At 41.0% G+C, this 26292-nt stretch carries 19 protein-coding genes; 13 read left to right on the plus strand and 6 right to left on the minus strand.

Annotation, left to right across the window (positions count from 1 at the left end; genetic code table 11):
* Nucleotides 1-3 precede the first annotated feature (3 nt).
* The gene (locus LPTSP_RS17780; RefSeq protein ID WP_108930087.1) at nucleotides 4-2796 is read right to left on the minus strand and encodes an FG-GAP repeat protein; all 2793 of its coding nucleotides are present in this window, start codon (nucleotides 2794-2796) and stop codon (nucleotides 4-6) included.
* Between the two features lie 307 nt (nucleotides 2797-3103).
* Here LPTSP_RS17780 and LPTSP_RS17790 point away from each other — a divergent pair, with 307 nt between their 5' ends.
* Both LPTSP_RS17790 and LPTSP_RS17795 read left to right on the plus strand, forming a co-directional pair.
* Nucleotides 3104-4297, plus strand: a complete 1194-nt coding sequence (locus tag LPTSP_RS17790; RefSeq protein ID WP_108930089.1) for a sensor histidine kinase — start codon at nucleotides 3104-3106, stop codon at nucleotides 4295-4297.
* A 3-nt stretch (nucleotides 4298-4300) separates the two neighbouring features.
* Entirely contained in the window at nucleotides 4301-4912 is a 612-nt protein-coding gene (locus LPTSP_RS17795; protein ID WP_108930090.1) for a LuxR C-terminal-related transcriptional regulator, read from the plus strand.
* Between the two features lies 1 nt (nucleotide 4913).
* Here the strand turns inward: LPTSP_RS17795 and LPTSP_RS17800 are convergent, their stop codons facing one another.
* A complete protein-coding gene (locus LPTSP_RS17800; protein WP_108930091.1) occupies nucleotides 4914-6041 on the minus strand; it encodes an MBL fold metallo-hydrolase in 1128 nt (375 codons plus the stop codon).
* A gap of 161 nt (nucleotides 6042-6202) precedes the next feature.
* On the opposite strand from LPTSP_RS17800, the gene LPTSP_RS17805 reads away from it, so the two are divergent.
* Entirely contained in the window at nucleotides 6203-7102 is a 900-nt protein-coding gene (locus LPTSP_RS17805; protein ID WP_108930092.1) for a haloalkane dehalogenase, read from the plus strand.
* Here the strand turns inward: LPTSP_RS17805 and LPTSP_RS17810 are convergent, their stop codons facing one another.
* Nucleotides 7103-7855: an enoyl-CoA hydratase/isomerase family protein gene (locus LPTSP_RS17810; protein WP_108930093.1), complete on the minus strand. Its 753-nt coding sequence runs from the start codon at nucleotides 7853-7855 to the stop codon at nucleotides 7103-7105.
* 120 nt (nucleotides 7856-7975) lie between these two features.
* Between LPTSP_RS17810 and LPTSP_RS17815 the strand changes: the two genes are divergently transcribed.
* On the plus strand, nucleotides 7976-8452 hold the full coding sequence (locus LPTSP_RS17815; RefSeq protein ID WP_108930094.1) for a hypothetical protein: 477 nt from the start codon (nucleotides 7976-7978) through the stop codon (nucleotides 8450-8452).
* Here the strand turns inward: LPTSP_RS17815 and LPTSP_RS17820 are convergent.
* Nucleotides 8449-9837 carry an OmpP1/FadL family transporter gene (locus LPTSP_RS17820; protein ID WP_108930095.1) on the minus strand — a complete coding sequence of 463 codons (1389 nt, stop codon included), beginning with the start codon at nucleotides 9835-9837 and terminating at the stop codon, nucleotides 8449-8451. The genes LPTSP_RS17815 and LPTSP_RS17820 overlap by 4 nt on opposite strands.
* Before the next feature lie 99 nt (nucleotides 9838-9936).
* Here LPTSP_RS17820 and LPTSP_RS17825 point away from each other — a divergent pair, with 99 nt between their 5' ends.
* The 4 genes from LPTSP_RS17825 to LPTSP_RS17840 all read left to right on the plus strand — a co-directional run bounded on the left by LPTSP_RS17825 (nucleotide 9937) and on the right by LPTSP_RS17840 (nucleotide 18592).
* Nucleotides 9937-11061, plus strand: a complete 1125-nt coding sequence (locus LPTSP_RS17825) for an oxygenase MpaB family protein (protein WP_108930096.1) — start codon at nucleotides 9937-9939, stop codon at nucleotides 11059-11061.
* A gap of 4 nt (nucleotides 11062-11065) precedes the next feature.
* Complete coding sequence (locus LPTSP_RS17830; RefSeq protein ID WP_108930097.1) at nucleotides 11066-11746, plus strand: transmembrane-type terpene cyclase; 681 nt, start codon at nucleotides 11066-11068, stop codon at nucleotides 11744-11746.
* A gap of 69 nt (nucleotides 11747-11815) precedes the next feature.
* Nucleotides 11816-17083, plus strand: a complete 5268-nt coding sequence (locus LPTSP_RS17835) for a trifunctional serine/threonine-protein kinase/ATP-binding protein/SpoIIE family protein phosphatase (protein WP_174704497.1) — start codon at nucleotides 11816-11818, stop codon at nucleotides 17081-17083.
* A gap of 84 nt (nucleotides 17084-17167) precedes the next feature.
* Nucleotides 17168-18592 carry a high affinity choline transporter 1 gene (locus LPTSP_RS17840; RefSeq protein WP_108930099.1) on the plus strand — a complete coding sequence of 475 codons (1425 nt, stop codon included), beginning with the start codon at nucleotides 17168-17170 and terminating at the stop codon, nucleotides 18590-18592.
* Here the strand turns inward: LPTSP_RS17840 and LPTSP_RS17845 are convergent.
* Nucleotides 18557-19672, minus strand: coding sequence for a GGDEF domain-containing protein (locus LPTSP_RS17845; RefSeq protein ID WP_108930100.1), 1116 nt, complete (start codon nucleotides 19670-19672; stop codon nucleotides 18557-18559). The two genes, LPTSP_RS17840 and LPTSP_RS17845, sit on opposite strands and share 36 nt — an antisense overlap.
* Before the next feature lie 308 nt (nucleotides 19673-19980).
* Here LPTSP_RS17845 and LPTSP_RS17850 point away from each other — a divergent pair, with 308 nt between their 5' ends.
* The 4 genes from LPTSP_RS17850 (at nucleotide 19981) to LPTSP_RS17865 (ending at nucleotide 24961) form a co-directional block, all read left to right on the plus strand.
* On the plus strand, nucleotides 19981-21201 hold the full coding sequence (locus LPTSP_RS17850) for an MFS transporter (RefSeq protein ID WP_108930101.1): 1221 nt from the start codon (nucleotides 19981-19983) through the stop codon (nucleotides 21199-21201).
* Between the two features lie 537 nt (nucleotides 21202-21738).
* Nucleotides 21739-22623, plus strand: a complete 885-nt coding sequence (locus LPTSP_RS17855) for a patatin-like phospholipase family protein (RefSeq protein ID WP_108930102.1) — start codon at nucleotides 21739-21741, stop codon at nucleotides 22621-22623.
* Between the two features lie 6 nt (nucleotides 22624-22629).
* Nucleotides 22630-24531: a glycoside hydrolase family 5 protein gene (locus LPTSP_RS17860; protein ID WP_108930103.1), complete on the plus strand. Its 1902-nt coding sequence runs from the start codon at nucleotides 22630-22632 to the stop codon at nucleotides 24529-24531.
* 151 nt (nucleotides 24532-24682) lie between these two features.
* On the plus strand, nucleotides 24683-24961 hold the full coding sequence (locus LPTSP_RS17865) for a TIGR04454 family lipoprotein (RefSeq protein WP_108930104.1): 279 nt from the start codon (nucleotides 24683-24685) through the stop codon (nucleotides 24959-24961).
* Nucleotides 24962-25006: 45 nt separating this feature from the next.
* On the opposite strand, the gene LPTSP_RS17870 is transcribed toward LPTSP_RS17865, so the two are convergent.
* A complete protein-coding gene (locus LPTSP_RS17870; RefSeq protein ID WP_108930105.1) occupies nucleotides 25007-25312 on the minus strand; it encodes a hypothetical protein in 306 nt (101 codons plus the stop codon).
* Nucleotides 25313-25742: 430 nt separating this feature from the next.
* Between LPTSP_RS17870 and LPTSP_RS17880 the strand changes: the two genes are divergently transcribed.
* Entirely contained in the window at nucleotides 25743-26267 is a 525-nt protein-coding gene (locus tag LPTSP_RS17880) for an RNA polymerase sigma factor (RefSeq protein ID WP_108930107.1), read from the plus strand.
* Nucleotides 26268-26292 lie beyond the last annotated feature (25 nt).

Consider the following 26292-nt stretch of genomic DNA (forward strand, 5'->3'; position numbering starts at 1 on the left):
TGCTTACCTTACGAATATGTAAGCGGCTCCTGCGGACTGCATGCTATTATCCGAACTTCCGTAAGTCCCGTTCGTAACCGTATTGTCGGAACTGCTTTCTAGGTATGCGCTGACTAAAAGATTATTTCCGTCTAAGCATACTCCTCCGAAGAAGTCATAAGCATTCGCGTTAGGAGCTTTGATATAAGCAGTCTGAGACCAGCTTGCGCCGTTTCTTTCGAAAATATATACCGCACCTGCATACTGTGCGCTATTGTCGGAGCTTGCAGTGTTTCCGTAAGAGATAAAGGTCTGAGCACTCGAGTCCAATGCTCCTACTGCAATCGTATCTCCATAGAGACTAATGGCTGCCCCGAAATAATCGGAGGGGTCGGAATTCGATGCTTTCAGATACGCCTGCTGTGACCAACCGCTTCCGCTTCTGACAAACACATAAACTGCTCCTGAACTCTGGGAGGAGTTATCCGAAGAAGCAGTTGTGCCGGAAGAAATATTATTTTGGTTACTATCTTCTCCGCTAGCACCGACTGCTAAAGTATCTCCATAAAGAGAAACACTTACCCCGAATTGGTCGTCTTCGTCCGGATTGGAAGGTTTGATATATGCTTCTTGGGTCCAGATATTTACGCTTCTACTGAAAATGTAGACTGCTCCGGCTCTAGTTAAGCTATTGTCGGAACTCGCACCGCTTCCGTTCGTAATATAGTTTTGATTGCTGCTCTCGTAATAAGAACTTACAGCGATCTTGTCTCCGCTGATTGCAACGCTATAGCCGAAGGAGTCGTTTGCATCTGGATTGGAAGGTTTGATGTAGGCTTCCTCTACCCAATTTGTTCCGGTCCTTTTGAATACGTAAGCAGCACCACTTTGGAAAAGAGTATCGTCGTTCGGAGCAGGTTGGCCGTTGGAAATTATATTTTGAGAACCACTTTCGTTCTTTGAACCTACGACTAATGTATCTCCTTGGATAGCAAGAGAATATCCGAAAGCGTCGTATGCAGATGGGTTAGAAGGTTTGATATATGCCTGCTGGCTCCAAATGTTTCCATTCCTTGCGAATACATAAACAGCTCCCGCAAACGTCAGACTATTATCCGAGGAAGCGGAGGTTCCATTTGTGATCGTAGATTGGTTACTACCTTCTTGGATGGCGCCTACCGCGATCGTATCTCCGGAAATGCTAACTGAAAATCCGAACAGGTCGCCTTCTTCCGCGTTAGGCGCCTTTATGTAGGCTTGTTGTTCCCAAGTGTTCCCGCTTCTTTTGAAAACGTAAACCGCTCCCGAACCAGAGGTGCTATTGTCCGAACTAGACGTGGATCCGTTCGTAATCGTGTTTTGGTTACTGTCCTCTAAAGGAGCTCCGATCACAATGGTGTCTCCGGACAAGGCCCAGGCTCTTCCGAAATTGTCGCCTGCATTCGTGTTGGAAGCTTTCAAGAAGGCTTGTTGGGCCCAAGCAGTGAATGCACAATTCGGAGCACCGTTGATATTTACCGGAAGATAATTTAGATTCACCGAATTTCCATCTCCATCCGTAACGGTGACGGAAACTTGAAGATTAGATCCGCAGGTTGGAGCCGTCCAAACGATCTCACTAGTTGTTAGATTTCCATTGATCGTGTTTGTTGGAGTTCCTACAGTACCTGAGCTAGAGTTCCAAGCGAAAGAAACTGGAGTATTCTCAGGATCAGTAGCAGTTACCCTAAACACCATGGTGCCGGAAGGATCTAAAGCCAAACCGGTTTGAAAGCTAGACAAGATCTGAGGAGCAAGATTCACAGTTTGGGTTTGTGAGATCTGGATCGTGAAATATCCCAGATTAGATCCGCCATTTCCATCGGACAATGAAACACTTAATGTGCAAGGCCCTAGACTTGCTGAAGAAGATGCAGTGAATACAGGATTTTGTGCATTCGCATCGTCGAAACTTCCTGCACAACTAGAGCTCCAAGAATAGGAAATCGTGTTTCCATCCGGATCAAACGCAGTCAGGGAGATGTTTGTAGAAGCACCCGGAGCAATACTAGAAGGGTCCGATATAATGTTCGTTACAAAGGGAGAAGAATTAGAACCTACATTTATACTTCCATAACCTGTCCCATATCCGAGTTGTACATCTGCTGTAAAACTAAGACTGGCGCTTGCACCTAATGGATCGCTTACGGTCAATGTGATCGTATATTGTCCGGGCGTAGAAGGAGAAGTCCATACTGGATTTAGAATATTCGAATTATTGAAACTTCCCCCAGTAGAAGACCAGAGATAGGTCAAGGTGTCAGAAGGATTCGGATCATGCGCCGTAGAATTCAAATTTATGGAAGAAGAAGGGGCCACCCGATTTGTAGATGCCACCAAAGAATCTATGATAGGAGCTGCATTCGAAAAGGGGGGAGAAGGATCTGTTTCGGATAGAACTAGAACAATATTCGTAATCGAATTCGCAATGATCGTAACTCCAGTGACCTGGCCCTGTTGTATCAAAACATTCGAGGCATTATAACCTTCTCCCGAAAATGTTCTGTCTGTACCTGCTGGGATCTGTCCGATGATTCCTTGCCAAGTATTTCCTACCTTTACCAAATCCTGTACGATAGGAGTGGAGATCCCTGTGCCTGTTACAGTGACGGTTACTTTTGCTAAAGAGCTAGAAACATTCACGGCAAATTGAACATTTCCGTAAGAAGGAGTTTGGGGAAGACCGAAGAATGCGGCCAGGGCAGAAAGTCCGGAGTTTGTTCCGGAACAAAAGGAGTTCAAACAGATCAATAAGATCATAGTCAGTTTGGTTTTCATTTTAGTTTCCTAATCTTTTTGAATATTAAGTTTCGATTATATACTTCTCACATTAGAGAAGTGGGCTTTTCCCTTTGGCGGTCCGAAAGGGAAAAAGTATTGCCGTATAACTTAAGTGCTAAGACCCAAATGGGCAATACCCCCCTTGAGGTAGGGGAGAAGGAAAAAATCAGATTGGTTTGGGAGAAAACAAAAATTGGATTCTATGTCGCTAAAATCTTAATGAGGGCAAATATTCGAATAGAGTTTTAATCTCAGATAGATAGCATGTGCCAAACGATGATCTACACATATAACAGAAGCGAATATGGAAATAGTAAAAGAAAAGGACAGAGATAGATTTGCAAGCGAGGAGTTCTATTCCCAAAATTATAGAATTGCCTCTTATTTTTTCGGGATCGTATGTGCGATCACCATCTGGGGAGCGATCTTAGAATACGTTCGGTCCAATCATCTTTTGCTTTATTTGGATTTGATCTCCGCATTTATTTGTCTGTTCAGCCTGGGAGTGATCCGATTTTACTCCAAAAATTATTTCAAAAAGAACCTGATCGTATTCGGTGCACTATTTATTTTATTAGTCTTAGAAGTAGAGACACAATTCCACGACAACGAGTATTATTTTTACGATAATAATATGTGGATCACCAACCAAGTGATTCTTTTTTTAGTGAGTTTATTCTTTAACGGAAGGCCCATCTTTTATACGATCTATTCTTTTTCAGTAGTTGCCTTTTATATTCTTAGGATCTTCCCGGAAGGAAGCGGATATTTTTCGGACAGGACCTTATGGGTGCAGATAAGTAATATGAGTGCACTCCAATTGTTTATCTGTTTATGCAATACATGGTGGTATGGATACAGAATAGAACATCTTAAAAAGACCAAAAAATTGCAGGATAGATTATATAACGAAAGGGAAGCGATCACTAGAGATCTTCACGATTATCTAGGAGCAAAAGTGACCGATCTAAATCTATTGGTGCGTTCCATCCAAGTATATAAGAGCGGAGATACGGATGCACTTCTGAGATTGGAAAAATTATCCGAAGATATTTTTAAAGGAATTAGAGAGATCACCGCAAGTATGGTAGATGTGAAGTTGATCTCGGAAGATGTCTGGAGCGGCATACGTGTATTATTATTGAGAAGGTACGGTAACGCGGAAAGAAAAGTTAGATTCACAAGAGAAGGAGAAGAAGATTTTCATATAGATACTGAAAAGGCAGAACAAATCTTGGGGATTGTAACGGAGATCTGTTCCAACGATCTAAAATACGGTTCTGGGACTTCTCATTGGACCTTTTCTCCCAAAAAAGATTCTATAGAAATATCTATCCGAACCCGCACGAATTTTCAAGAGATGAGAATAGGCTCCAAAGGGAACAAAACTATCCAATATAGGACCTCGGCGATCAACGGGGAATGGAAAGAAAACCTAGAAAATCGAGACTTCAAAGGTTTTTTAGAGATCCCGATCCGTCAATTACGGAGAATTTGATTCGTGAAATTATATAAAATAGCGATCCTAGAAGACGATCCAGTATTTGCGAGCCAGTGCAAAGAAAGATTAAAAAAATTGAATAGAGTTACTAAGGTAGAAGTTTATAACTCCGCCGAAGAATTCCCCAAGGACAAGGATGTTCCCTACGACTTGGTATTCGTGGATATAGATCTTCCCGGCAAGAGCGGATTGGATTTTCTTTTAGAAAGATATTATACGGAGTCTAAAACAAATTATGCGATCTTATCCGCATTCGAATCCGAAGAAGCTTTATTCAAGGCATTAAAAGCAGGAGCGATAGGATATATATTAAAAAAAGATGTAGGAGATATCCAGGAAAAAGCGGAGATACTTTTGGAAGGAGGAGGGATACTTTCTCCCGGGCTTGCCGCCAGAGTCATCCATTCTTTTCGTAAAACTTCCCATAAGGAAGTAGAGGTGTTGTCTAATCGCGAAAAGAAAGTATTGGATATGATCGTGGACGGCAAAAGAACCAAAGAGATTGCCACTTCTCTAGGAACTAAAGAAGGGACAGTCAGAGTGCAGATCAAAAGTATATTCAGAAAACTTCATGTAAATTCCAGATTGGAATTGGTAAGAAAGTTTTCCTAAACTATTTTACTTTCTCCCACCAAGATTCAGAAACCGGATCCTTTTGTAGGTCCAACCATTCTCCCGGTTTAGGAGTGGCTAGGCGGACACCGTTTTGATCGGCTCCTTGTTTTGTTCTCAAAATTGGTTCATCCCAAGAATGAATAGCAAGATTGAAAGTCGCCCAATGCACCGGAAGCATAGTTTTACCTTTGAGATCTAAATGGGCCTGGACAGCGCTTTCAGGACTCATATGAATTCCTTCCCAGGTCCAATCATAAGCTCCAACTTTGATTGAAGTTAGATCGAATGGTCCTAACTTTTTACCTATCTCAGTAAAATGAGAAGAGTAACCGGTATCCCCGCTATGGAAAAATTTATGTTTAGGTCCAATCAGGCTCCAGGAAGACCAGAGAGTGGATTTCCCGCTGAATAGGCCTCTTCCTGAATAATGAACTGCAGGAGTGCAGATAATTTCAATATTCTTAATATTCCCTTTCTCCCACCAATCCAGTTCTATGATCTGGTTTTCCGGTACTCCCCAGGATTCCAAATGAGCACCTATACCCAAGGGAACGAAATATTTTGTACCCTTCTTTGCTAAAAATTGAGCAACAGTCATATCCAGATGATCGTAATGATCGTGCGAGATCACGACCGCATCTATATTAGGAAGTTCTGATAGTTCTAACGGTAAAGGGAAAAGTCTCCCGGGGCCGATACTTTCAAACGGAGAAACTTTCCCGGAAAAAACAGGATCGGTGAAAATACGTATCCCGTCTATCTCGACCAGCACGGAAGAATGTCCGAACCAAATTGCCCTGAGTCCTGGTGTTACAGGATCTGAAAAAGTTTTTAAGTCCGGTTTTTGGACAGGAATAGGAGAGGGGGGAATCCTCACTTCCGAGCCGAAAAGTTGCCTTTTCATAACGCCTATATAATCTCCGGAGCTAAGCATCGGAACAAACGGATCGTTTTCGAACTTACCATCATGGAACATCTTGGAAGTTTTCATTTTGTCCAGTCTAGTCCCGCTCGGGCTTCCTCCGAAGGAGCTCAAACAGGCTGTTTGGCATAAAACCAATAAGAACAAACCGAATAGAACAAATGAAGTGTAAATCGTAACTTTCTGTGCTTTTTTTCCGAACATAAAACTCTCTTTGTTGGAGGTCCTACAAGATCTTACTTCCAGGTTTTTAAAATCAGAAAATCTGAGTTACTCGACTTTTTTGGGAAGAAGTTTGACAAGATTCCCCTAGGATCTATGATCTGAGCCCTTGTATAAAGTACATCCGTTCTGGTAGATTTGGTATGCAAACTTATTTAGAAACTCCCTCCGAATGTTTTTCCAACTTAAAGGATTATCCTTTCTCTCCTCATTTTATTTCAGTAGGAGAATTCAAAATGCATTATGTGAACGAGGGTCCTAAGGGTGCAAAAGAGACGGTTTTATTATTACATGGAGAACCTAGTTGGTCTTATCTTTACAGAAAGATGATACCTCCTTTATCAGAAAAAGGTTATAGAGTGATCGCACCTGACCTGATCGGTTTTGGAAAATCGGATAAACCCACGGATCTAGGAACTTATACGTATAAAAATCATGTGGAATGGCTGAAAAACTTTATTGTAGGTTTGGATTTGCATAATATCACACTCTTCTGTCAAGATTGGGGAGGGCTTTTGGGCTTAAGAGCTGTGGCGGAGTTGGATTCTCGATTTGTTAGAGTATGCGCTGCGAATACTTTTTTGCCTACGGGAGATATTCCTCCTAAGGAAGATTTTTTGAAATGGCTTCGTTTCTCCCAAGAGGTCAGTAAACTTCCGGTAGGAAAGATCATCCAAAACGGATGTGTGAGTAAATTAAGTCCCGATATTGTTCATGCGTACGATTCTCCTTATCCGGATGAGTCTTATAAAGCGGGAGCTAGAAAATTTCCTACTTTAGTTCCGATCTCTCCTGATAATCCAGAAACGGAAAGGAACCGCCAAGCCTGGATGTTTTATAAAAATTGGACAAAACCTTTTATAACTATGTTCAGCGATTCGGATCCGATTACCAAGGGTGGAGATATTTTCTTTAGAAGAACTATCCCAGGTGCAAAAGGGCAAAAACATACGGTAATCCAAGGAGCAGGACACTTTCTACAGGAAGAAAAAGGTGAACTACTTGCGGAACTTCTTTCGGAATTTATCCAAAACAATCCGTAGTCAGACTTTCTGCTTAATAGATTTTGCATATTCGGAGACAATTTTCAGAAAGTTTGGATTTTCCAAAAACTCTTTGAATAGATCGAATTCCTTTTTTAGATTTTCGTGAAGATTTCCTTGGAAAAAATTATTCGAGATCTCTTTTTCTGCCCGGATAAGATTTGAATCCCATTGGGAGAGCTTCTCCAATACTTTTAGACCTTTTGCGATTGAGTCACCTTCCGTAACGACTTCGTCTATAATTCCTAACTCCAGCGCATATTGTGATCGGATTGGATCTCCTAATAATGTTAGGGATAATGCTTTTGTCGGACCTACTTTTCTTGCGAGAGTGATGATCAAAGGAGGACCTCCGAAACGAATTTCAGGTCGGAATAAGAATGTTTTCTTTTCGGCTAGAATATAATCTCCGGAAAGTGCGAGATCAAAACCTCCTGCAGAACAAAAACCTTTTAATACGCACACCAGAGGTTTAGGAAAAGAGTAAAGTTCATAATGATATTCTAAAATACGGTGGCGGAAAGAATCCAGTTTTGTTTCGATTACTTCTTCCAGATCGTACCCGCTGCAGAAGTTTTTGCCGTTCGCTCCTAAAAGGACCCCTCTGACCTTAGGATCTTTTTTGGATTCCGAAAAAACCGATTCTAATTCGTCTCGTATCCTTATATTTAACGCATTATTGGATTCTGGACGGTTTAATAGCACAATCAACAATCCGTCCCTGTTTTCCAAACTCAGATGTTTATAATCCATAGTGAGCTGTGATAAGGTTTATTTCTAAAAATTCAAATGAAAATGGATTCTTTTTTTATGGAAATTCGGTAACCTTTTTGGTTCGAAGCAGAAATTAAAGAAAATGGAAAGGAGCCTGATATGTTATCTAAGATCCGATTTGTCGCCCTTATTTTAGCCGCATTAACTTTAGGAATGAGATTTGCACATGTAATGGAGGCTGGGCCTAAATTGCATTGGGAAGCTGATCTGTATTTTCAAGTGCAGACAAGCTTGTATAAATATTTTGCGATCATAGGTCCTATCGTGCAGATAGGTTCCATTCTTCTTATTTTTACAATCGCCTACCTTTCCAGGGGAACAAGGTCCTTTCGTTATACTGTCTTGAGCGGCTTCTCTTTTATTTTTTCTTTAGGAGTTTGGTTTTTATTTGTGGCACCGGCCGCTTCTCAAATTAAGGAATGGCCCGTTACTCATACTATCCCAGAACATTGGAATAGCATAAGATACGCTTGGCAATTTGGACAAGTGGGAGCGTTCAGTTTCGATTTTATCGCGTTTTGTCTTCTGGCGAGTTCCGTTCTTCTAATAAAAGAAGGCTCCATTCAAAAATCTTAATCAAAAGAATAACTGGCTCCCAATAATATCGCAGGGATATCCGATCTTAAAGAATGTTTGAATTCCGCCACTCGGATATCGTCATTTGAGAATACAGCATGATTGAAGTTCCAATCTGCAGAACCTCCGTTATAAACTCTTGCAGGAAGATAATATAAAAGAGTAAAATCGAATTTCCATTTTCCGGTAGAATATCCGAAACCACCTGAGACCAGATCCTGGACCATAATCCCTGCTTGTAGCGCATTCGTTCCTTCCGATCTTAAGACTCCTGAGTTATGCCTTGCACCTAGTCTATAAGTCCAATCGTTTACGATCCATTCTCCTCCTATTCCCAAAGCCCAAGAATCGTGATAACTTAAATTCTGAGGGATCACGTTCGTTTGTCCAAACGCAGTCGGAAAAACAGGAGCGGCTAATGTTTGTTTATAGGTAGAAGTATAAGAAGAATAATTATAATATAATGCGTCTATTCCGATCTTAAAGGTATCTGTTCCATAAGAAAAACCTAAACCATGTCTTTCTGGAACTGCAAATGTCGCAGAAACTCCTGTTCTACTTGGATAAGGACCAACTTGCATACTTCCATCCAAAGGAACTTTTGCGGAAGTCTGGTAAGAATAAGCGATCTTTAAAGTTTCGGTGATCTGGTAAGTAGTCCCGAAGATCCCGCCGAGTGCGTATGCACTTTTACTTCTATAATCAAAACCTTGGCCGGGCACTTCAATATTTCCCGTAATATCATAAAACTTTTGGTAAGCGATCTGTCTGGAATAAATTCCTTCAACTCCGAATGCTATAGAAAGTCCGCCGATCTTATAAGAGAGTGCATGAGTGGATTTGACTAGATAAAAAGTAGAAGAATAACTTTCTTGTATTCTTTTCGAATCTCCTATCGGACTTGGGAGAGTCATTCCCGACCAATTGTTCAAACTTTGGCCGTTAGGCGTGATCCTTGTAAGTCCGGAAACTTCTCCATTTCCTCCGCCCGGTATATAGATCCCTCCGCCGTAAGTCCATTTTTCGCCGAGTGGAATTCGGATCGCGAAATAGGGAAGCGGGGCGAGCACGTTATAGGATTCCGAGTTTTCGTAGGAAAGATTTGGGTCCGGATCTAAGAACCTGTCTTTGTATACTGTACGGATGTACGGTAAAGAAATTCCGAACTCCAACTCTTTTCGATTTTTGAGACTTAAGTTAGCCGGATTAGTCCCTATGTCCATGGGGGATCCCCCAATGGCTAAATTCACTCCCCCCATACCGCCGTATCTCGCGTTATGAGAAGGTTGGAAAAGTCCTACGGCTTCTAACTTAGGAGCCAGGAAAGAAATTATAGCTAAGAAGAATAGGGAAAATTTTTTGTGAACTCTAGATCCAAAAAGCATGCTTCAAGGAATTCGTTACGGTTTTTTTTACAAGTGCTTTCTTTTTAAAAATCAAAATATAAAACTGGCGCATTCCTGATAAGAGGCTTTAGTTTTAGAATGAATTCGAGCGAGTTACGCGCATTACGAAAAGAAACTGATCCATTGGCAGACGAGATTGTCACGAAATATTTTACTGAATCAGCTTTTGACAGACAGAAAACGATGCTCTTTTTTGATGCGCTTTCCAAGAACTCGGATCCAATCCCTCCCGGTTTGCCTGACTATCTAGAAAAATATTTTTATGAGACGGAAGATCTTCCTTCTTGGGCAGACAAGAACAAGATCGCAAAAGGAGAACAGTTATTCTCCACTTATGGTCCTCAGATCCTGATGATGCTTTGTGTAAAGTCTCTTCCAATGGCGTATTCTTGCGGAGATGGGGCACAAGTACTTTACAAAACCGGAAGATTAATAGAACAGAATGGAGTGATAGATGGGGTCAATCGTAGACTCATGGAAACCACTCAGTTTGTGATCTCAGTTGCGCAGGAGAATGGACTGGCGCCTCAAGGAAAAGGGATCCGCACCGCCCAGAAAGTAAGATTGATGCACGCATCTATACGTTATTTTCTTGGGAAGGGAAAAGATTGGGATCCTGCTTGGGGACAACCGATCAACCAGGAAGATATGGCGGGTACTCTACAATCATTCTCCAGTTTGGTGCTCGAAGGTTTGGCGCAGTCTTCTTTAAAACTAACTCAGGAAGAAAAAGACGCATACATTCATTTATGGAGAGTGGTGGGCCATTTTATAGGAGTAAAACCTGAACTTTGTCCCGAGGGATACGATGCTGCACATTCTTTAGGTGAGTCCATATTTAACGACCAACAAAAACCTTCGGATGCGGGTAAGGTACTTGCAAAATCTTTGTTGGACTTTATGGAATACATGCTTCCTGGTAATTTATTCGATAATCTTCCATTATTTTTTCTGCAAACATATATGGGACAAAAAACAAGTGAAGTGTTAGGTATTGGATGGCCGCCTAAAAATCCTTTGGGATTTTTTATGGAAAGGATCTTTCAGGATGTCGATGCTCATGTAGACGGCGATGAGGGGTTCGGAAAGTTAGTCGCTTATTTTGCTTCCAAACTCCTTTTTTCTATGGATCATTTTTATTACGGCGGGAAAAAAGCTAGGTTTTGGATCCCACCTTCATTAAGAGAGAATTGGAGACTATAAAAGGATGAGTTTTTGGCAGACCTTAGCAACGGATCCGGAGTACTTCGGACGTTATACTCTGTTTGAGAATATTTGCCTGCTTTTAGGTGTAGTTTTCTGGGCCTATATGTATGCAGTTCTTCTAATAGAACCTTTTAAGAAAAAATTCGTCGAGATGCCCGTTTTTATCGCCTGCGGGAACATCATTTGGGAATTATTATGGGGTTTCTTCTTTAAAGAACCCATGGGTGCAATATTACTCTGGGGCTATAGACTTGGATTTGTATTGGATATAGTGATTTTCTATCAGGTGATCCGATTCGGTAAAAAACAAATTTCCTTGCCATTGTCGGACAAGGGATATAAATTCCTCTTGGGCATTTTGGTGGTGTCTTGGGGATTATTGATCTATACCTACTACAAAGGAGGTTACGATCTATTTACCGGATCTAATTCGGCTTATATCTTAAGTCTGATCATTTCGGTGATGTATCCTATCCTGTATCTAAAAACCGGAAATCCGAACATGTTCTCATATCCGATTTCTTGGGCAAAGTTTTTAGGCAATGGGTTCTTTACGATCTTCATCTTTCAATATTTTCCGGAGCAGTACTTTGTTCAAACATTGAGCGGACTCGGAACAATAGCAGACATATATTATGTTTGGATCTTTACACGCCAAAAGTATTCGCCCGCTAAAGTGTGAACTTTAAAATTCAGTTCGGGTGGGATTCGGGATCGGCTTTCGGTTTCGAAAAATATAAAATTGGAAACTATGCAGGATTTGTCCACAGACAGAGTTCCTTATGAATTGGGGGAATTGTTGTACGAGGACAGTTTTTCCCAAACCTATAGGGGGAAATTCGGTAGGGCTAGAGAGCCAAAGATCATTCGGATACAGAGACCGGAGGGGAAGGAAACCTCTTCGGTGTATTTTCTGAATGAATTCGAATTAGGAAAACTAGTCAGCGATCCTGGTATTCTAAAGCCTGAAGATATGTTCGAAAATTCGGACGGTATCTGTCTGGTGTATGAAAACATTCCTTCTAAACTTCTGCACCAAAGTTTAGCTGAGTCTATTTCTCTAGAAACTTTTTTAGATATGGCCCTGGCGATCACGGAGAATTTAGCGAAGCTACACTCTTTCGGGATCGTTCATAACCAAATTTCTCCAAGAGCATTTTTCTATAATCCGGATACCGGAGAAACTAAATTGGCGTGGTTGGGAGGAGCTTCCTTCCTTCTTTCGGAAAAAGGAAGTTATGCGCCTCTAAGGTATACTTCCGATATTTTACCTTATTGTTCTCCTGAGAATACGGGAAGACTAAATCGTCCGGTTGATTTCAGATCGGATGCATATTCTTTAGGTGCCTTGTTCTATAAGATGATTTCCGGCGCCCCTCCATTTGAAACGGAAGATCCTTTGGAGATGGTGCATTATCATATTGCTAGATCTCCTGTTTCTTTAGCGAAGAAGAGAGAAGATTTCCCTGCAGCAATCTCAACCATAGTGGACAAATTGCTCTCCAAGATGCCTGAAGAGAGATACTTCTCTTTGGAAAATCTTATCCATGACTTAAAGAGTATTAAAGATTCTTTAAAGTCCAAGCGTAAGCTGTCGGAGTTCGTTCCAGGAGTTTATGAAAGAAAGGTAGGCTTTAGAGATTCTCCTCGGATCTATGATAGAGATCGTGAAAGAAAAGAGATCGAATCTGGTATAGTGAATGTAACTAACGGAAGAAGGTCCGCTATCTTTATAGGGGGAAAATCAGGTACCGGAAAAACAGCTCTAGTAGAAGATGCGATCACATACCTGGATATTTATTCCGTAGTTCTCTTACGAGGAAAATTCGAAGAAGATAAAAAAGAGATCCCGTATTACGCATTTCGACAGATCATGGACGATCTTTTAAGAAGGATCCTGCAGAAAAAAGAAGAAGAGATCATTCTACTTAAGAATTTTATGAGGGAAACTCTAGGGGATAATATAGAGATCCTGACCCAATTTTTGCCGGAGCTTGGAAAAACATTGGGAATTGAAATACCTGCAAAAATGAATAAGAGGCAGAAGGACGAAAAGATACTCTTTGCAGTCGCTCTTAAGTTTTTGACTCTTTGTTTTGATCGAAAAAATCCCGCCATCATTTTGGTAGATGATCTTCAATGGGCGGATTCTGCCTCTCTCTCATTACTAGAATTTATTTTGAATAGCGAAGATTGGGAAGGATTACTTTTCGTTTTAACTAGTCGTTCCGAAGATGCGGATTTTTTTCCAAATATCAACGTAAAACAAGGCTCTCCAGGTCTGGATCTGAGGGAAATACGACTTTCTCCTCTAAACGAACATAGCGTTTTTAAATATGTGTCCGATAGTATCCATGTATCTGCAGAGGATGCAAACCGACTTGCAGAAGTTCTAGTTTCCAAAACGGGAGGAAATCCTCTATTTCTGCACCAATTCTTAAGATCCTTATACGAAGAAGGGTGCCTGAGCTTTGATCCCAAAACCGCTTATCATAGAGTGGACTGGGATAGACTTTTACAAAGAGCGGTTACGGATAACGTTCTAGATCTATTTTTGGATAAGGTGGGAAAACTTCCGGACGAAACTCTGGAAGTCTTGAGGGTAGGGGCCTGTATCGGAGCTAAATTCGATCTGAAAGATATGTACGATTTTTTCAAGACCAGGCCTGGGGTTTTGTCTAGAGGGATAAGAGAGGCGATTCGAGAAGGGATCGTATTTTACAGAGAATCTGGAAATATGTTATTTCCAGCCTTACAATATATTTCCCAAAAAAAGATAGAAGAGTCCGGAATGTATTCTTCTTTATCGGATATCCAATTCCATTTTTCTCACGATAGAATGATCCAAAGTATTTTGGACGCCACAAACTCCCCAGAAAAAGCTAGGATCCATAACACACTTGCAAAATTACTGATAGAACGTGAGAAAACTTCGGGTGGATCTGAACAGATCTTAGATATTGCAAATCATCTTTTACGTTCCAGAGAGTTATATACGAACGGACAGGAGAATGAAGACTTCTTCCATTATACGATACTTGCCGGAAATTCTGCAAGAGCCGGTGCTGCTTACGAATCTTCTTATTCTTTTTTTAGCTTACTAGCTTCTCAACTCAAAGACTCATATTGGCAGAAAGATAGAAAGAATGCGATCCACATCATAAAGTCTTTAGCGGAATCCGCATATTACTTATCCAGAAGAGAAGAAGCGGATAAGATAGTATCCGACTTACTATCCAAACTACACAGTCCTTCCGAGAAAGCAGACATTTACCTAATGCAATTAGAGGTGATGAACGTTTATAACGATTTGGATTCCGCATCTAAGATAGGGATCAAAGCATTACAATCGCTCGGGATAGGTTTCAAGGAAAAGCCGGGATTTTTAGCTGTATTCGGCGAAGTTTTGAAGATGATCTTCTACAGTAGAGGAAGATCTCCCGAAAAATTAGTACAGGCAAAAGACAGCAAAGATCCATATAAAACAGAAGCTTTGAACATACTAGTCAACCTTCTGAATTATGGAAAACATATGGATATGAAGGTGATGGCTTATATTTATTTAAAGCTAATCAACCTTACCTTAAAAGAAGGGAATGCTCCTTTCAGTTTTTTTGGATACGCAGGATTCGGATCCATATTACTTTCCATCAACGGAAATTTCCAGCAATCCATGCGATATTGGACCTTGGCTGAAAAGATATTAAAGAAGTTTAAATCAGATGAACTCTACGGAAGATTCGTGTTCGGTCGGACCATTCTTCTGGATTATTTCATGTATCCTTTTCGTTCCATAGTGGATTATACGGAAGAAGCTTTTCATAAATGTATGCAGTATGGGGATTATCTTTGGGCTGCATTTGCACTTTTTTCCCAAAATACAAACCAGTTATACTCTGCGGAGAACTCTGTTTCTTATAGAGAAAAGATCAAAGAAAATCTAGAAAGAGGCTCTAAGCTAAATTATGATATTCTAATGATCCTTTTACATTCTTCCGATTCTTATTTGGATCGTTTAGAGGGGAAATCTACCGAAACCGTCCGGTATAGGGAGAATTTGTACACCGATCGAGAATTCGAGTCCAAAATTTTGGGCTCTGCGGGGAATGGAACCGCTAATTCCTGGTATGCGACACTATTCGGATCCCTTGCATATTTATCGGGTTATTATTTAGAAGCGGAGAGAATATTCAAAAATTACCATTCGGATCTGGAAAAATCCAGGATCATGTTCATCTATTCCGAATACAGATTTTATAGATCCTTAGGTCTTTTAAAGTTACGTAAGAAAAAATTAAAGCTGACCGAAAAATTCTTTTTTAGGTATTCATTATATTTATTTAAACTTTGGTCAAGGATCTATCCGCCTAGTTTTCAATTATTCTATTTTGTTTTGGCGGGACTTTACGAGGATTACGCGGGAAGAAAAGAAAATGCGTCCGAATATTTCGATATGGCGATGCAACAGGTTGAATCGGAACCGAATGATTTCAGAAAGGCAGTGGTTTACCAACATGTGGCAGAATGGAATATAATACAGGGTAGGACTTCCTACGGAAAATTCCTAATGCAAAATGCGGTAAGGCTCTATGGATCATGGGGAGCCAAATCTATCGTAAATTTACTCAGGGACGAATATGGAGAATTGCTCCGCCCTCAAGGTACTCCGAAACGTTCCGCGGAAAAAATCCTAGCGGACTCCATTCTCTCTACATCTTTCAGTTTGGATTTGAGAACTGTTCTTAAGGCTTCTCAAAGTATCTCAGGAGTGATCGAGCTAGGTGAATTGCTCAGGCAACTCATTCGCACCATCATGGAGAATGCTGCGGCAACCAGAGGTTTTTTGATCCTTCCTCAAAACAAAGAACTGTTCTTGATGGCGGGTTCGGATATAGAAGAACCCGGATTTTTGCCTAAGCCTATTTCTCTAGACGAGGCGGGACATCTGCTTCCTTTGGAAGTAGTGTATTTCTGTTTTCGTTCCGGACAGAAGGTCCTGATCTCGGATGCTGCAAAGGATTCTTTCTATTCTGTAAATCCTTATGTCAAAAGAAGTAAGCCTAAGTCCTTGTTGTGTATGCCGATCACAAAACAAGGAAGAACATTATGTGTTCTTTATTTAGAAAATCGACTTACCGCAGGAATTTTCGACGAACATAGATTAGAAATTTTGGAAATACTTTCCGCTCAGGCCGCGATTTCATTAGAAAATGCGAAATTGTACGAGGACATCACTCGAATGAATTCCGAACTGGAAAGAAAGGTAAACGAAAGAACGGAAGAATTAGCCAGATCTCTTTCTATTATTAGAAAGGATATGTTGTATTCTCAAAAGATCCAGAGAAGTATCCTTCCAGAACTGAAAAATATCCCAGGTCTGAGATATTCCGTCAATTATCTGCCGATGGACGAAGTAGGAGGCGACTTTTACGATATATGCGTATTAAGTAATGGAAGGTATAGATTTTTCTTGGCGGATGCTACAGGCCATGGAGTCCAAGCTGCATTGGTAACCATGGCGATCAAGGGAGAATACGAAAGCCTGAAATCATCTTTGCAAAAACCGGGAGAGATACTTTCCGAGTTAAATAACTCTATTTTAAATAAATATAAAACACTCTATTTTACCGGAGCGATCTGCGATGTGGATCTGTCTGAGAAAAAAGTGTATTTTGCGTCTGCAGGTCATATCTCCCAATTTTTAGTACGTTCTTATCAGATGGAAGAGATGCCTAAAACAGGCGCTATTCTAGGATTCGTAAAAGATTATCCTTATAGAACCGAAGAATATAAAATAGAATCCGGAGATAGGATCTTTCTTTTTTCAGACGGGATCTACGAGCAGTTCGACGAGGATAAGTCCGAATATGGAGAGGAAAGATTTTTACAATCTATCCGGTCAAATTCTCAATTTGAACCTCAGATCCAAGCGGAAAGGATACTTTCAGACCTCCAAAATTTTATTTCTAAAACCTCCATCCAGGATGATATCACTCTTTTGATCTTAGATATAGATTGATCGCCCTTCTTATTAACGCTTGCGTTTAGATTCTCTGAGTTTCAGGATCGCAATTACGAAGTTTTCTCCTTAGGATATTCTGAATTGCTCGGCCTTTTTGTTATTCTATATATCGTTGTTACCATTCTAATTGGGGCATTTGCCTCTAGATACGTTAATAGTTCTCAAGACTATGTGTTAGCTGGAAGAAGACTTCCACTTGTGTTAGCATCTTCCGCTCTATTTGCCACTTGGTTCGGGTCGGAAACTTTAATGGGCGCCTCCTCAAAATTTGTGGACGGAGGGATCTTAGCCGTGATCGAAGATCCTTTCGGAGCAGCGCTTTGCCTTTTTTTAGTAGGGATATTCTTCGCTAGGCCATTGTATAGGATGAATATTCTCACCTTCGGGGACTTATACAAAAATCGTTTTGGCCGAAAGGTGGAATTCCTTTCCGCATTATTTATGATCCCTTCTTATTTCGGTTGGATCGCAGCTCAGTTAGTCGCGATGGGGATCGTCATTCATTCCTTATTCGGATTCGATATGTATGTAGGAATACTTTTGGCATCCGTTGTAGTGTTGGTCTATACTTATATAGGAGGGATGTGGGCGATTTCCATTACAGATTTCTTACAGACTATATTGATCATAGTAGGGCTTTTGGTTTTGGTTTGGGATCTACAAGGGAAGGCGGGTGGATTTCAAACAGTCATTGCGACTGCAAAGCCCGGATTTTTTTCCTTCTTCCCTCCATTAAAAACGGAAGCAGTTCTTGCTTACATTGCAGCTTGGATGACGATCGGGCTCGGCTCAATTCCTCAACAGGATATTTTCCAAAGAGTGATGTCTTCTAAGTCGGAAAAGGTCGCAGTATATTCTTCTTTTTTGGGTGGGGGAATGTATTTAACCGTCGCGTTCCTACCGTTGTTAGCGGGATATTTTGCAAGAAGAGTTTATCCTGAGATCGCAGCTGGCGATAATCAGATGATCCTTCCTCATGTAGTATTAGTACATTCTACTTTATTTATACAGATACTATTTTTCGGGGCATTACTTTCTGCGATCTTAAGTACCGCTTCCGGGGCGATTTTGGCTCCTGCTTCGGTTTTAGGGGAGAATTTGATCCGTCCTACTCTAAAAAATCCTTCCGAAAGACTGCTACTGAGAGTAATGCGTTTTTCCGTATTGATCGTGACAATCGTTTCTACCGGAATGGCGCTGAGCGAGACGAATATTTATCAGTTGGTTGCTGATTCTTCTTCCATTAGTTTGGTTTCTCTTTTTGTTCCTTTGGTCGCAGCTATTTTCTGGAAAGAAGCGAATGCGACTGGGGCAGTTTATGCTATGTTCTCCGGGATGATCGTTTGGCTTGGCCTGAAATATTTCGGGCCGGAATGGTTGCCGCCAACGATCCCTGCTTTGGGAGTCAGTTTTTTGGGACAATTTTTAGGAAGATATATTAAAATTTCTTTATTCGAATCGGAACCGGAATTAAGCGGAGACTCTATTCCTTCCGGCAGCCTTTGATTCGTATAACTTCTTATCCGCGGCTTTTAGGAAATCTTCCGGAGTTTCATCACTTTCTCTGGATGCGACACCTATACTTACGGTAATTGTCCAAGGGATCTCTTCGAAGGTTTCGGTTTCTATTCTGTCGCGGATCCTTTCTGCTACGAATTTTGCTCCTTCTATATTCGTATTGGAAAGTACTACGCAGAATTCTTCTCCGCCATAGCGGGCAGCAACATCACAATCTCTCACTAATCCGGACAATAATCTCCCGATTGTTGCAAGTAGTTTGTCTCCCACTTGGTGTCCTAGGGAATCGTTTGCCTTTTTGAAATGGTCCAAATCGAGTAGAAGGACCGATAGAGGAAAATCATATCTTTTAGAAGCAGCCAAAAGAGTACTTAAAGATTCCATTAAATGTCTTCTGTTGAAAAGTCCTGTTAGGGAATCCTTATGTGATAATTCTTTTAGGTTTTTATTGGATTCTTCTAGTTGTAATTGTAGAAGGTTACTTTTCAAACGGGTGCCTTCTACATTGATCGCTGTTCCCACGCTTGCAATGGAGAATGCAATGATAGGAGTTACGACTGAGGGAGTTAGTTCTCTTTCTATCATAAAAGAATAACCCAATGAGAAAAAGAGCAGGTTGATAGATACAATGGTCAGATAGGTCACGAAACTTGCCCGGAGAAAAAGTGGAAGAAGGAGTAACCCAAAGCAGAAAGCAGAATAATCTGCGGTATGGTACTGATCCACCAAGGTAGCAAAGGTGGTAGTTAATGTTAGAAGTCCCACATAACCGATCATAGCTAGGTATGAAAGTTTTCTACCTTTCCCATCTTTTAGTGCCAGAACGGCCAGCATCAAACTGGAGAATAAGGCTGAACTTCCGAAACTCAGACCGTATAGGAATTGAAGATGCCCGCCGCTAGGAGTTCCGGGTGAAAGTATATTTTGTGCGAAAAGAATGCTGGAAACTATGAAGGCGAAAATGCTTAGGATCCTGATAGACTTGTCATTGTCTAGGGTCCGAAGTCTACGGATCTCTCCTGATCTCGAATAAGAAAAGTCTTCTGAAAGATATCTTCTGAGTTTCATAGCAGATATTCAGATAGACGAATGAAGATTTAGGTTTATACGGTTCCGAGCAAGGAAGTGAAAAATCCGAATAACAAAATTTGGAAAAATATTTAATTAGCTAGGAAAGAAACTCGGGTGCCGATTCGTCATCCAAATCTTCCTTTAAAGCGCCTTACTATAATTTTGAAATTTCCTGAACTAAGTTCTAGACGACGGTTCGGATCTATTTAGTCTCCAAACTTTGTAAGAACAAATTATAAGAGTAAAATGCGGAACTTCTAAAAATTTATCTCTTTATAACTTACGTAAAAAAATCTGGTAAGTATATGGAATCCGTAGCTTCACTTCCTCGGACAAAAATAGTTCGCCATGAATTGTTTCTGATCCTGCTTCTTGCGAGCATTCAGTTTACCAATATCATGGATTTTATGATCATGTTCCCGCTTCAGGATTATTTTTTGAAGCAGTTCCAGATCGATACAGCAATGTTTTCCTTGGTTCTTTCTTCTTATTCTTTTGCCGCTGCGATTGCTGCTTTGATCGGAGCTAACTTTATCGATCGTTTTAATCGTAAGTCTGCCGCTATCTTTCTTTATGTTGGCTTTTTGGTAGGAACTGCGCTTTGTGCGGTTGCGAATACGTATTCTTTTCTTCTCTTTGCAAGAATCACTGCAGGGATTTTCGGGGGAATGGTCAGCGGAGTCATCCTTTCTATCATAGGCGACGTCTTTCCGATCGAAAAGAGAGGGAAGGCGATGGGAGGGGTGATGGGTGCATTCTCTGCCGCCTCGGTTTTGGGAGTTCCTTCCGGCATTCGGATTGCGATGAGTTCTGGTTGGAATTATACCTTTGCATTTATCGTACTTTTGGGTCTTCCGATCCTGGTTCTTGCGATTCTATATTTGCCTAGTCTTCCTTCTAAAATGGAAAAGCAGAAGATGGCGGATTTTAGCCAACTAATCAATGTTCTTTCTAAGAGAGATCATTTAGTGGCCCTGGCGTTTTTTATGAGCGTGATCTTGGGTGGATTTACTGTCGTAACTTCGATAGCTGTTTTTATGGAGAGGAATATGGGTTTCTCCAAGACCCAGGTCAGCCATATTTACGAGATCGGCGGGATCTGCACTTTCGTTTCTTCCTGGATCATCGGCTTCTTGTCGGATAAGTTTGGAAAACATAAGGTTTTTCTGGTCCTAGTTCTTCTCGCGTTACTTCCCATCCTTGCGATCACTCATTTGCCAAAGGATCTACCAGTGTACATGGCCCTCGGAGTTACGACAGTTTTTATGGTCCTAGTATCCGGTCGGGTCATCCCTTCGATGGCGATGCTGACTTCTGCCATTCGTCCCGAGGTGAGGGGAAGTTTCATGTCTGTGAATTCTAGCTTACAAAGTGTGGCCACAGGTATTGGAGCGCTTCTTGCGGGAGCGGTCCTGATCCAATTGCCGAATGGAACTTTCGAAAGATTTGATGTAGTAGGTTATTTCGCGGTGGGTTTCAATCTTCTTGCTCTCTATCTTTCCAGAAAGGTGAAAATAGTTTCCTAAACTTCTACTCTGAGTCCGCTTTTGAAATCCTAAAAAAATACGGACATTTCTTGACTTTTTAATGCGACAGAATACTGTCTGGCCACACGTTAAAGGAGGTGGTTTAGTTGAGTAGCGACAGTTGCAGCAAGAAAATGACCTGTGAGGTGGCTGAGCAATAGCCCAGGCCCCTGCAAAAGGACCTCTTGGACCTATTGCAATACCATCAGACCACTGGCCTTTCTGAGTTCCGAGAATTGGTCACTTTCGGGCATTTAGCATAGCTAGACGCAGACACTCAGAAGGTTTTAATTCCTTCCTTTTTAGTTATTGCAGGTCTTGGAGAAATTCTCCAGAGCGAGATCTGTAGTAACTTCGACACTAATTCCAAGATTCCGTCCATTCTTCTAAATCCTAAATTCATATTAGCGGCTACTATCCACGCTAAAGCGAACTCGCGCAGAAATCGTCGAAGATACTACAAAATTCCAAATCAATATTCCGTCTTGAAATTTACCTGCGAAACCTAAGACTGACTCCGGCAGGATTTTATTTGGAATGAAGCGGGCTTTGGTATTATCCGGTGGAGGCGCTCGAGGAGCATATCATGCCGGGGTCCTCAAATATTTAGAAGAAATCGGATTCAAACCTGATATAGTCTGCGGAACTTCCGTGGGAGCGATCACGGCTTCCGCATTAGGCTGTGGAATGGATGCAGCCAGGATCATACAACTTTGGAAATCCATCGAAATTCAGAAGGTAATGAAATATTCCATCTGGAACGATTTTTTGGATCTGATCTTTCGTAGATTTTCTCCACTTGCGGACACAACCCCTTTAAAATACTTACTCTATTCTCAATTAGATTTTCGTAATATGAGGAAGAGTCCGATGGAGATCATCATCACGGCGGTGAATATACTTACTGCTGAGTTGGTCTTTTTCGGGAACAAAGACATAGATATAGAACATGTGATGGCTTCTTCTGCCATACCATTGATCTTTCCTTGGCAATATGTGGACGGGAAACCCCATTGGGACGGAGGAGTGATGGCGAACGTTCCGATCCTCCCTGCGGTTGAAAGAGGCGCAAAAGAGATCGTAGTCGTGTTGTTGTCTCCTGTGGGAGGAGTGAATATGGGACTTCCACGGAGTAGAAGGGACGGACTCGAAAGAGTGTTCGAACTTTCTTTGATCGGATCTTTCCAGACCATCATGGCAAACTTGCAATACCAAAAAAAACAAAAAGATAATAAGAAGAAGGGATTTACTAAATCCTTATTATCCTTCTCCGAACCTGAAAAAACGGATTATAAGATCAGAGTGATCGGGCCGAGGACTTCTCTCGGTTTTGGAAGTATATTAAATTTCTCTCAAGTGCAAGCGGACTATCTGATCAGCCGCGGATACGAAGACGCTAAGATTCAATTCGGGGAAGATTAAGATCCAATGCTGGAAATCAAGGTAGAAGACGGGAATTTTATAGATTCGGAAGGGTATATTCTCCAGTTGAGAGGAGTAAATCTTTCGGGAAGTTCCAAACTTCCATTTAAACCGGACGGGACCACACATTTCGATCAGTCCTTAACCTTTCATGATCACAGAAAAGTTTCTTTCGTTGGAAGACCTTTGGAAGAGAAGGAAGCAGCCGAACATTTGGATCGTTTAAAGAAGTGGGGATTCAATTTTCTTCGCTTCCTCGTGACTTGGGAAGCTGTGGAACATTTAGGTCCCGGCAAGTACGATCAATCATATCTAGATTACATTGAAAGAATGGTGGCTCTTGCCGATAAAAAAGGATTCTACGTATTCATAGATCCTCACCAAGACGTTTGGTCCAGATTCACGGGAGGGGACGGTGCCCCAGGTTGGACTTTGGAAGAAGTCGGGATGAATATAGAGAATATTAAAGATTCCGATACTGCAATCGTTCATCACTTTCAGGGCAGGAATTACAGAAGAATGTCCTGGCCTCTAAACTATCAGAAGTATGCCTGTGCAACAATGTTTACTCTATTCTTCGGAGGAAAAACATTCGCACCTAAACTTTCTATTCACGGAAAGAATGTAGAAACCTTTTTACAAGATCATTATATAGAAGCGATGTGTCGTATAGCGAAAAAGGTTTCGAGATACAAAAATGTCTTAGGATTCGATTCCTTAAACGAACCTTCTCCGGGATGGATCGGCAAAAAAAATATCGGAGAATTCTCCGGACTCGGCTTTGGAAAAATTCTGACTACTTCTCCTTTCCAAGAAATGTTTTTGTCCGAAGGAAGGACAGTAAGAGCAAATAACGCGTATATGCTTGGTTTTGCAGGATTTAATTTAGGAAAGACCATGTTGAATCCCAAATCTGTTCCTTTATGGCAGGAAGGAAAACATTGTATTTGGAGACAACACGGAGTTTGGGATTACGATCCGAACGGAGCTCCCATGTTACTTCGTCCGGATTATTTTAATAAATACAGAGGAAGAAAGATAGAATTCTACCCTGAGTTTATGCTTCCATTTATTAAAAGATTCAAAACTAGAATACAATCCGTTCAGAAAAAATTCTCCATCTTCATAGAATCGGATCCAGGAAGCCTAGAATTGGACTGGAATGAAAAACCAAAAAAAGGAGAAGGAACTGTAATCAATGCGACTCATTGGTATGATGTTTCCGTTTTGATGTTCAAACGTTTTATTCCTTGGTTTGGAGTTCATATTTTTAAGCAGATTCCAATATTCGGGAAGAAGAATGTAGAGAAGGCCTACGAAGATACGATCCGAATGATCAAAGAAGTTTCTATAAAAAAGATGAATAACTGTCCCACTGTGATCGGAGAAACAGGCATCCCGATGGACATGAACGGTCGTTTAGCGTTTAGAACAAAAAATTATTCTCACTTGGAAGCTTCTCTAGATCGTATCATAACTTCTATCGAGAAAAATTTCGTACATTATACTCTTTGGAATTACACTCCTGATAATACCCATAGTTTAGGAGATAGATGGAATGAAGAAGATCTTTCACTTTATTCTTTGGACACTCCTAAAAGTATAGATGAGGATGGAGGAAGAGCGGTCAGAGCATTCTCCAGGCCGTATCCGATCCGCACAAAAGGAGATCCGGAAGCGATCAGTTTTGATATGGAAAAATCCATGTTCAAATATTCCTTCCGAAAAGAAGGAGATGAAATTCCAGCAGCAGAGATCTTTCTACCCGAAATACATTATGGAAAAGGTTTCGAGGTACTAGTAAATGCAGGAAGTTGGAAGTTTGACTCCAAAAAAAGAATACTGACCTTCAAGGGAGAAAAGTCCGTGTCCTATTACGGCATAACTATTTTCCCGACTAAAAAATAACTTTTCTAATGAATGGGAATCGTTAGAATGGCCTTCGTCGTTAAACTGTCGGAATTTTCCAAGGTTTTGGAAATTTCGATCTTATATAGTGAGAGATTCGACTCGGGCTAATAATAGCGACATAGAATTAAAAATTCGCAGAGGTCTTTGCATGAAAAACACGTTTTTTTCAATCCTTACGATTCTAATTTTTGCAGGTCTTATTTCTTGCGGCGGAGCGAAAGTGAGCCAAGCAGAATGTGATCCAGTTGTAAATGAATTGATTTCCAATCTTGCTGTTGGCCAAACTCCTGAGCAGACAGAAAAATTGAAAGCTATGCAAGGTCAAATTTCCGCTCATCTACTCAAAGAGTGTATGACTGGTAAATACGATCTTACTTGTTTAAAATCTTCTAAAACACTCGCAGCTCTCGCTACTTGTAAGAAGTAATTTTTAACAACAAGAGCCGGAAGTCTCCGGCTCTTTCTCTCCTGCTTAATCTTCTTTTATCAAAAAGAACCCTTTCTCCTCAGAATAACATCCATGTTCTCTATACAATCCGGAAGGATAGAAGTGGATCCTTTGTGCGTATCGATATCGACTCGAAACGCATCTGAGGCAAACATCCCAGCGAATTGCCCAGTCACATTCCTCCTTTCTGAACGCGGGAAGAACTCTTAAGAGGGGTTTTGATTCAGGAGTTTCGTTCGGGAAGGAGACTTCTGGAGATGAATGAAGGGGGGAGTATAAGATGGTCGAAGTTACTACAAAAGAGGCTATGATTTGGAGGTATCGACTCATTTAACTGGTTCTCAAAATCGGTGGATACGAATCCTATCGGTTCAATTCTGAAGGATCTGGAGCATTTGGGGGACTGAAAATTATGTCTCATATTGAATTGGTGTATTCGGGATAATGTAGTATCTTCGACCAAGGATGAAGATTGGCTTCTCTTTCGTCGAAGTTACTACAAAACTCCCATCCAATTCCAACTTGCAGGAACTCATTCTCCCCAAACTCGGGCAGATCAATATTCAGAGTGAACCTTCTTCTAATTCCTCATTGAGAAAAAAAGGAAACGATCCTAGAAATTTTTCTCCATCCTGTAAAAAAAACCAATCAGACATGTTATTTCTATCAAAGCCCATTCGCGAAGAGGAGAAAAGGGCATAGTTTAGAACAGCCGTCGGAAATTACTTGAATTAGCGTTTCAAGTTGGGATCTTTGTGTAATGGCATCCCGAAAAGATTTTATGGAAACCCTGTATCGGGAATCCAACGGGAGAATTTTTGATTTCTTGTATAAATATACCGGAAATCCGGAAACCGCCTCTGACCTAATGCAGGATACTTTTCTTAATTTTTTTAAGAAGTATTCCAATTCCGACTTAAACAAAGAACAGGCCCTAAAGCTGTTATATACGATCGCAAGAAATCGATCGATAAACTATGCCAAGAAGTTCTCTACGGTGAAAGAATCCGGATCGGACGATATGGGGAGTTATCGGGAAGAGGGGCAAAGTTTCGTAAGAAAGACAGAACTTTCCGACTTGGAATCCAGATTGATGGATTGTTTGGACGACTTAGAAGAAGGAGAAAGATACGCTTTAGTATTAAAGAATATAGAAAAATACACGTTGGCTGATATTGCAGATATTATGGGAATCTCGATTGCGACTGCATCCAGATTGGTCGTCAAGGCGACTGGAAAACTCGTAGAGATCGCAAAAAACAAACAAATTCTGCCGATGGAATAATACGAAGAAGACTGTTGAAGGGAAG

The organism is Leptospira johnsonii (genome assembly GCF_003112675.1).
Taxonomy (GTDB): Bacteria; Spirochaetota; Leptospiria; order Leptospirales; family Leptospiraceae; genus Leptospira_B; species Leptospira_B johnsonii.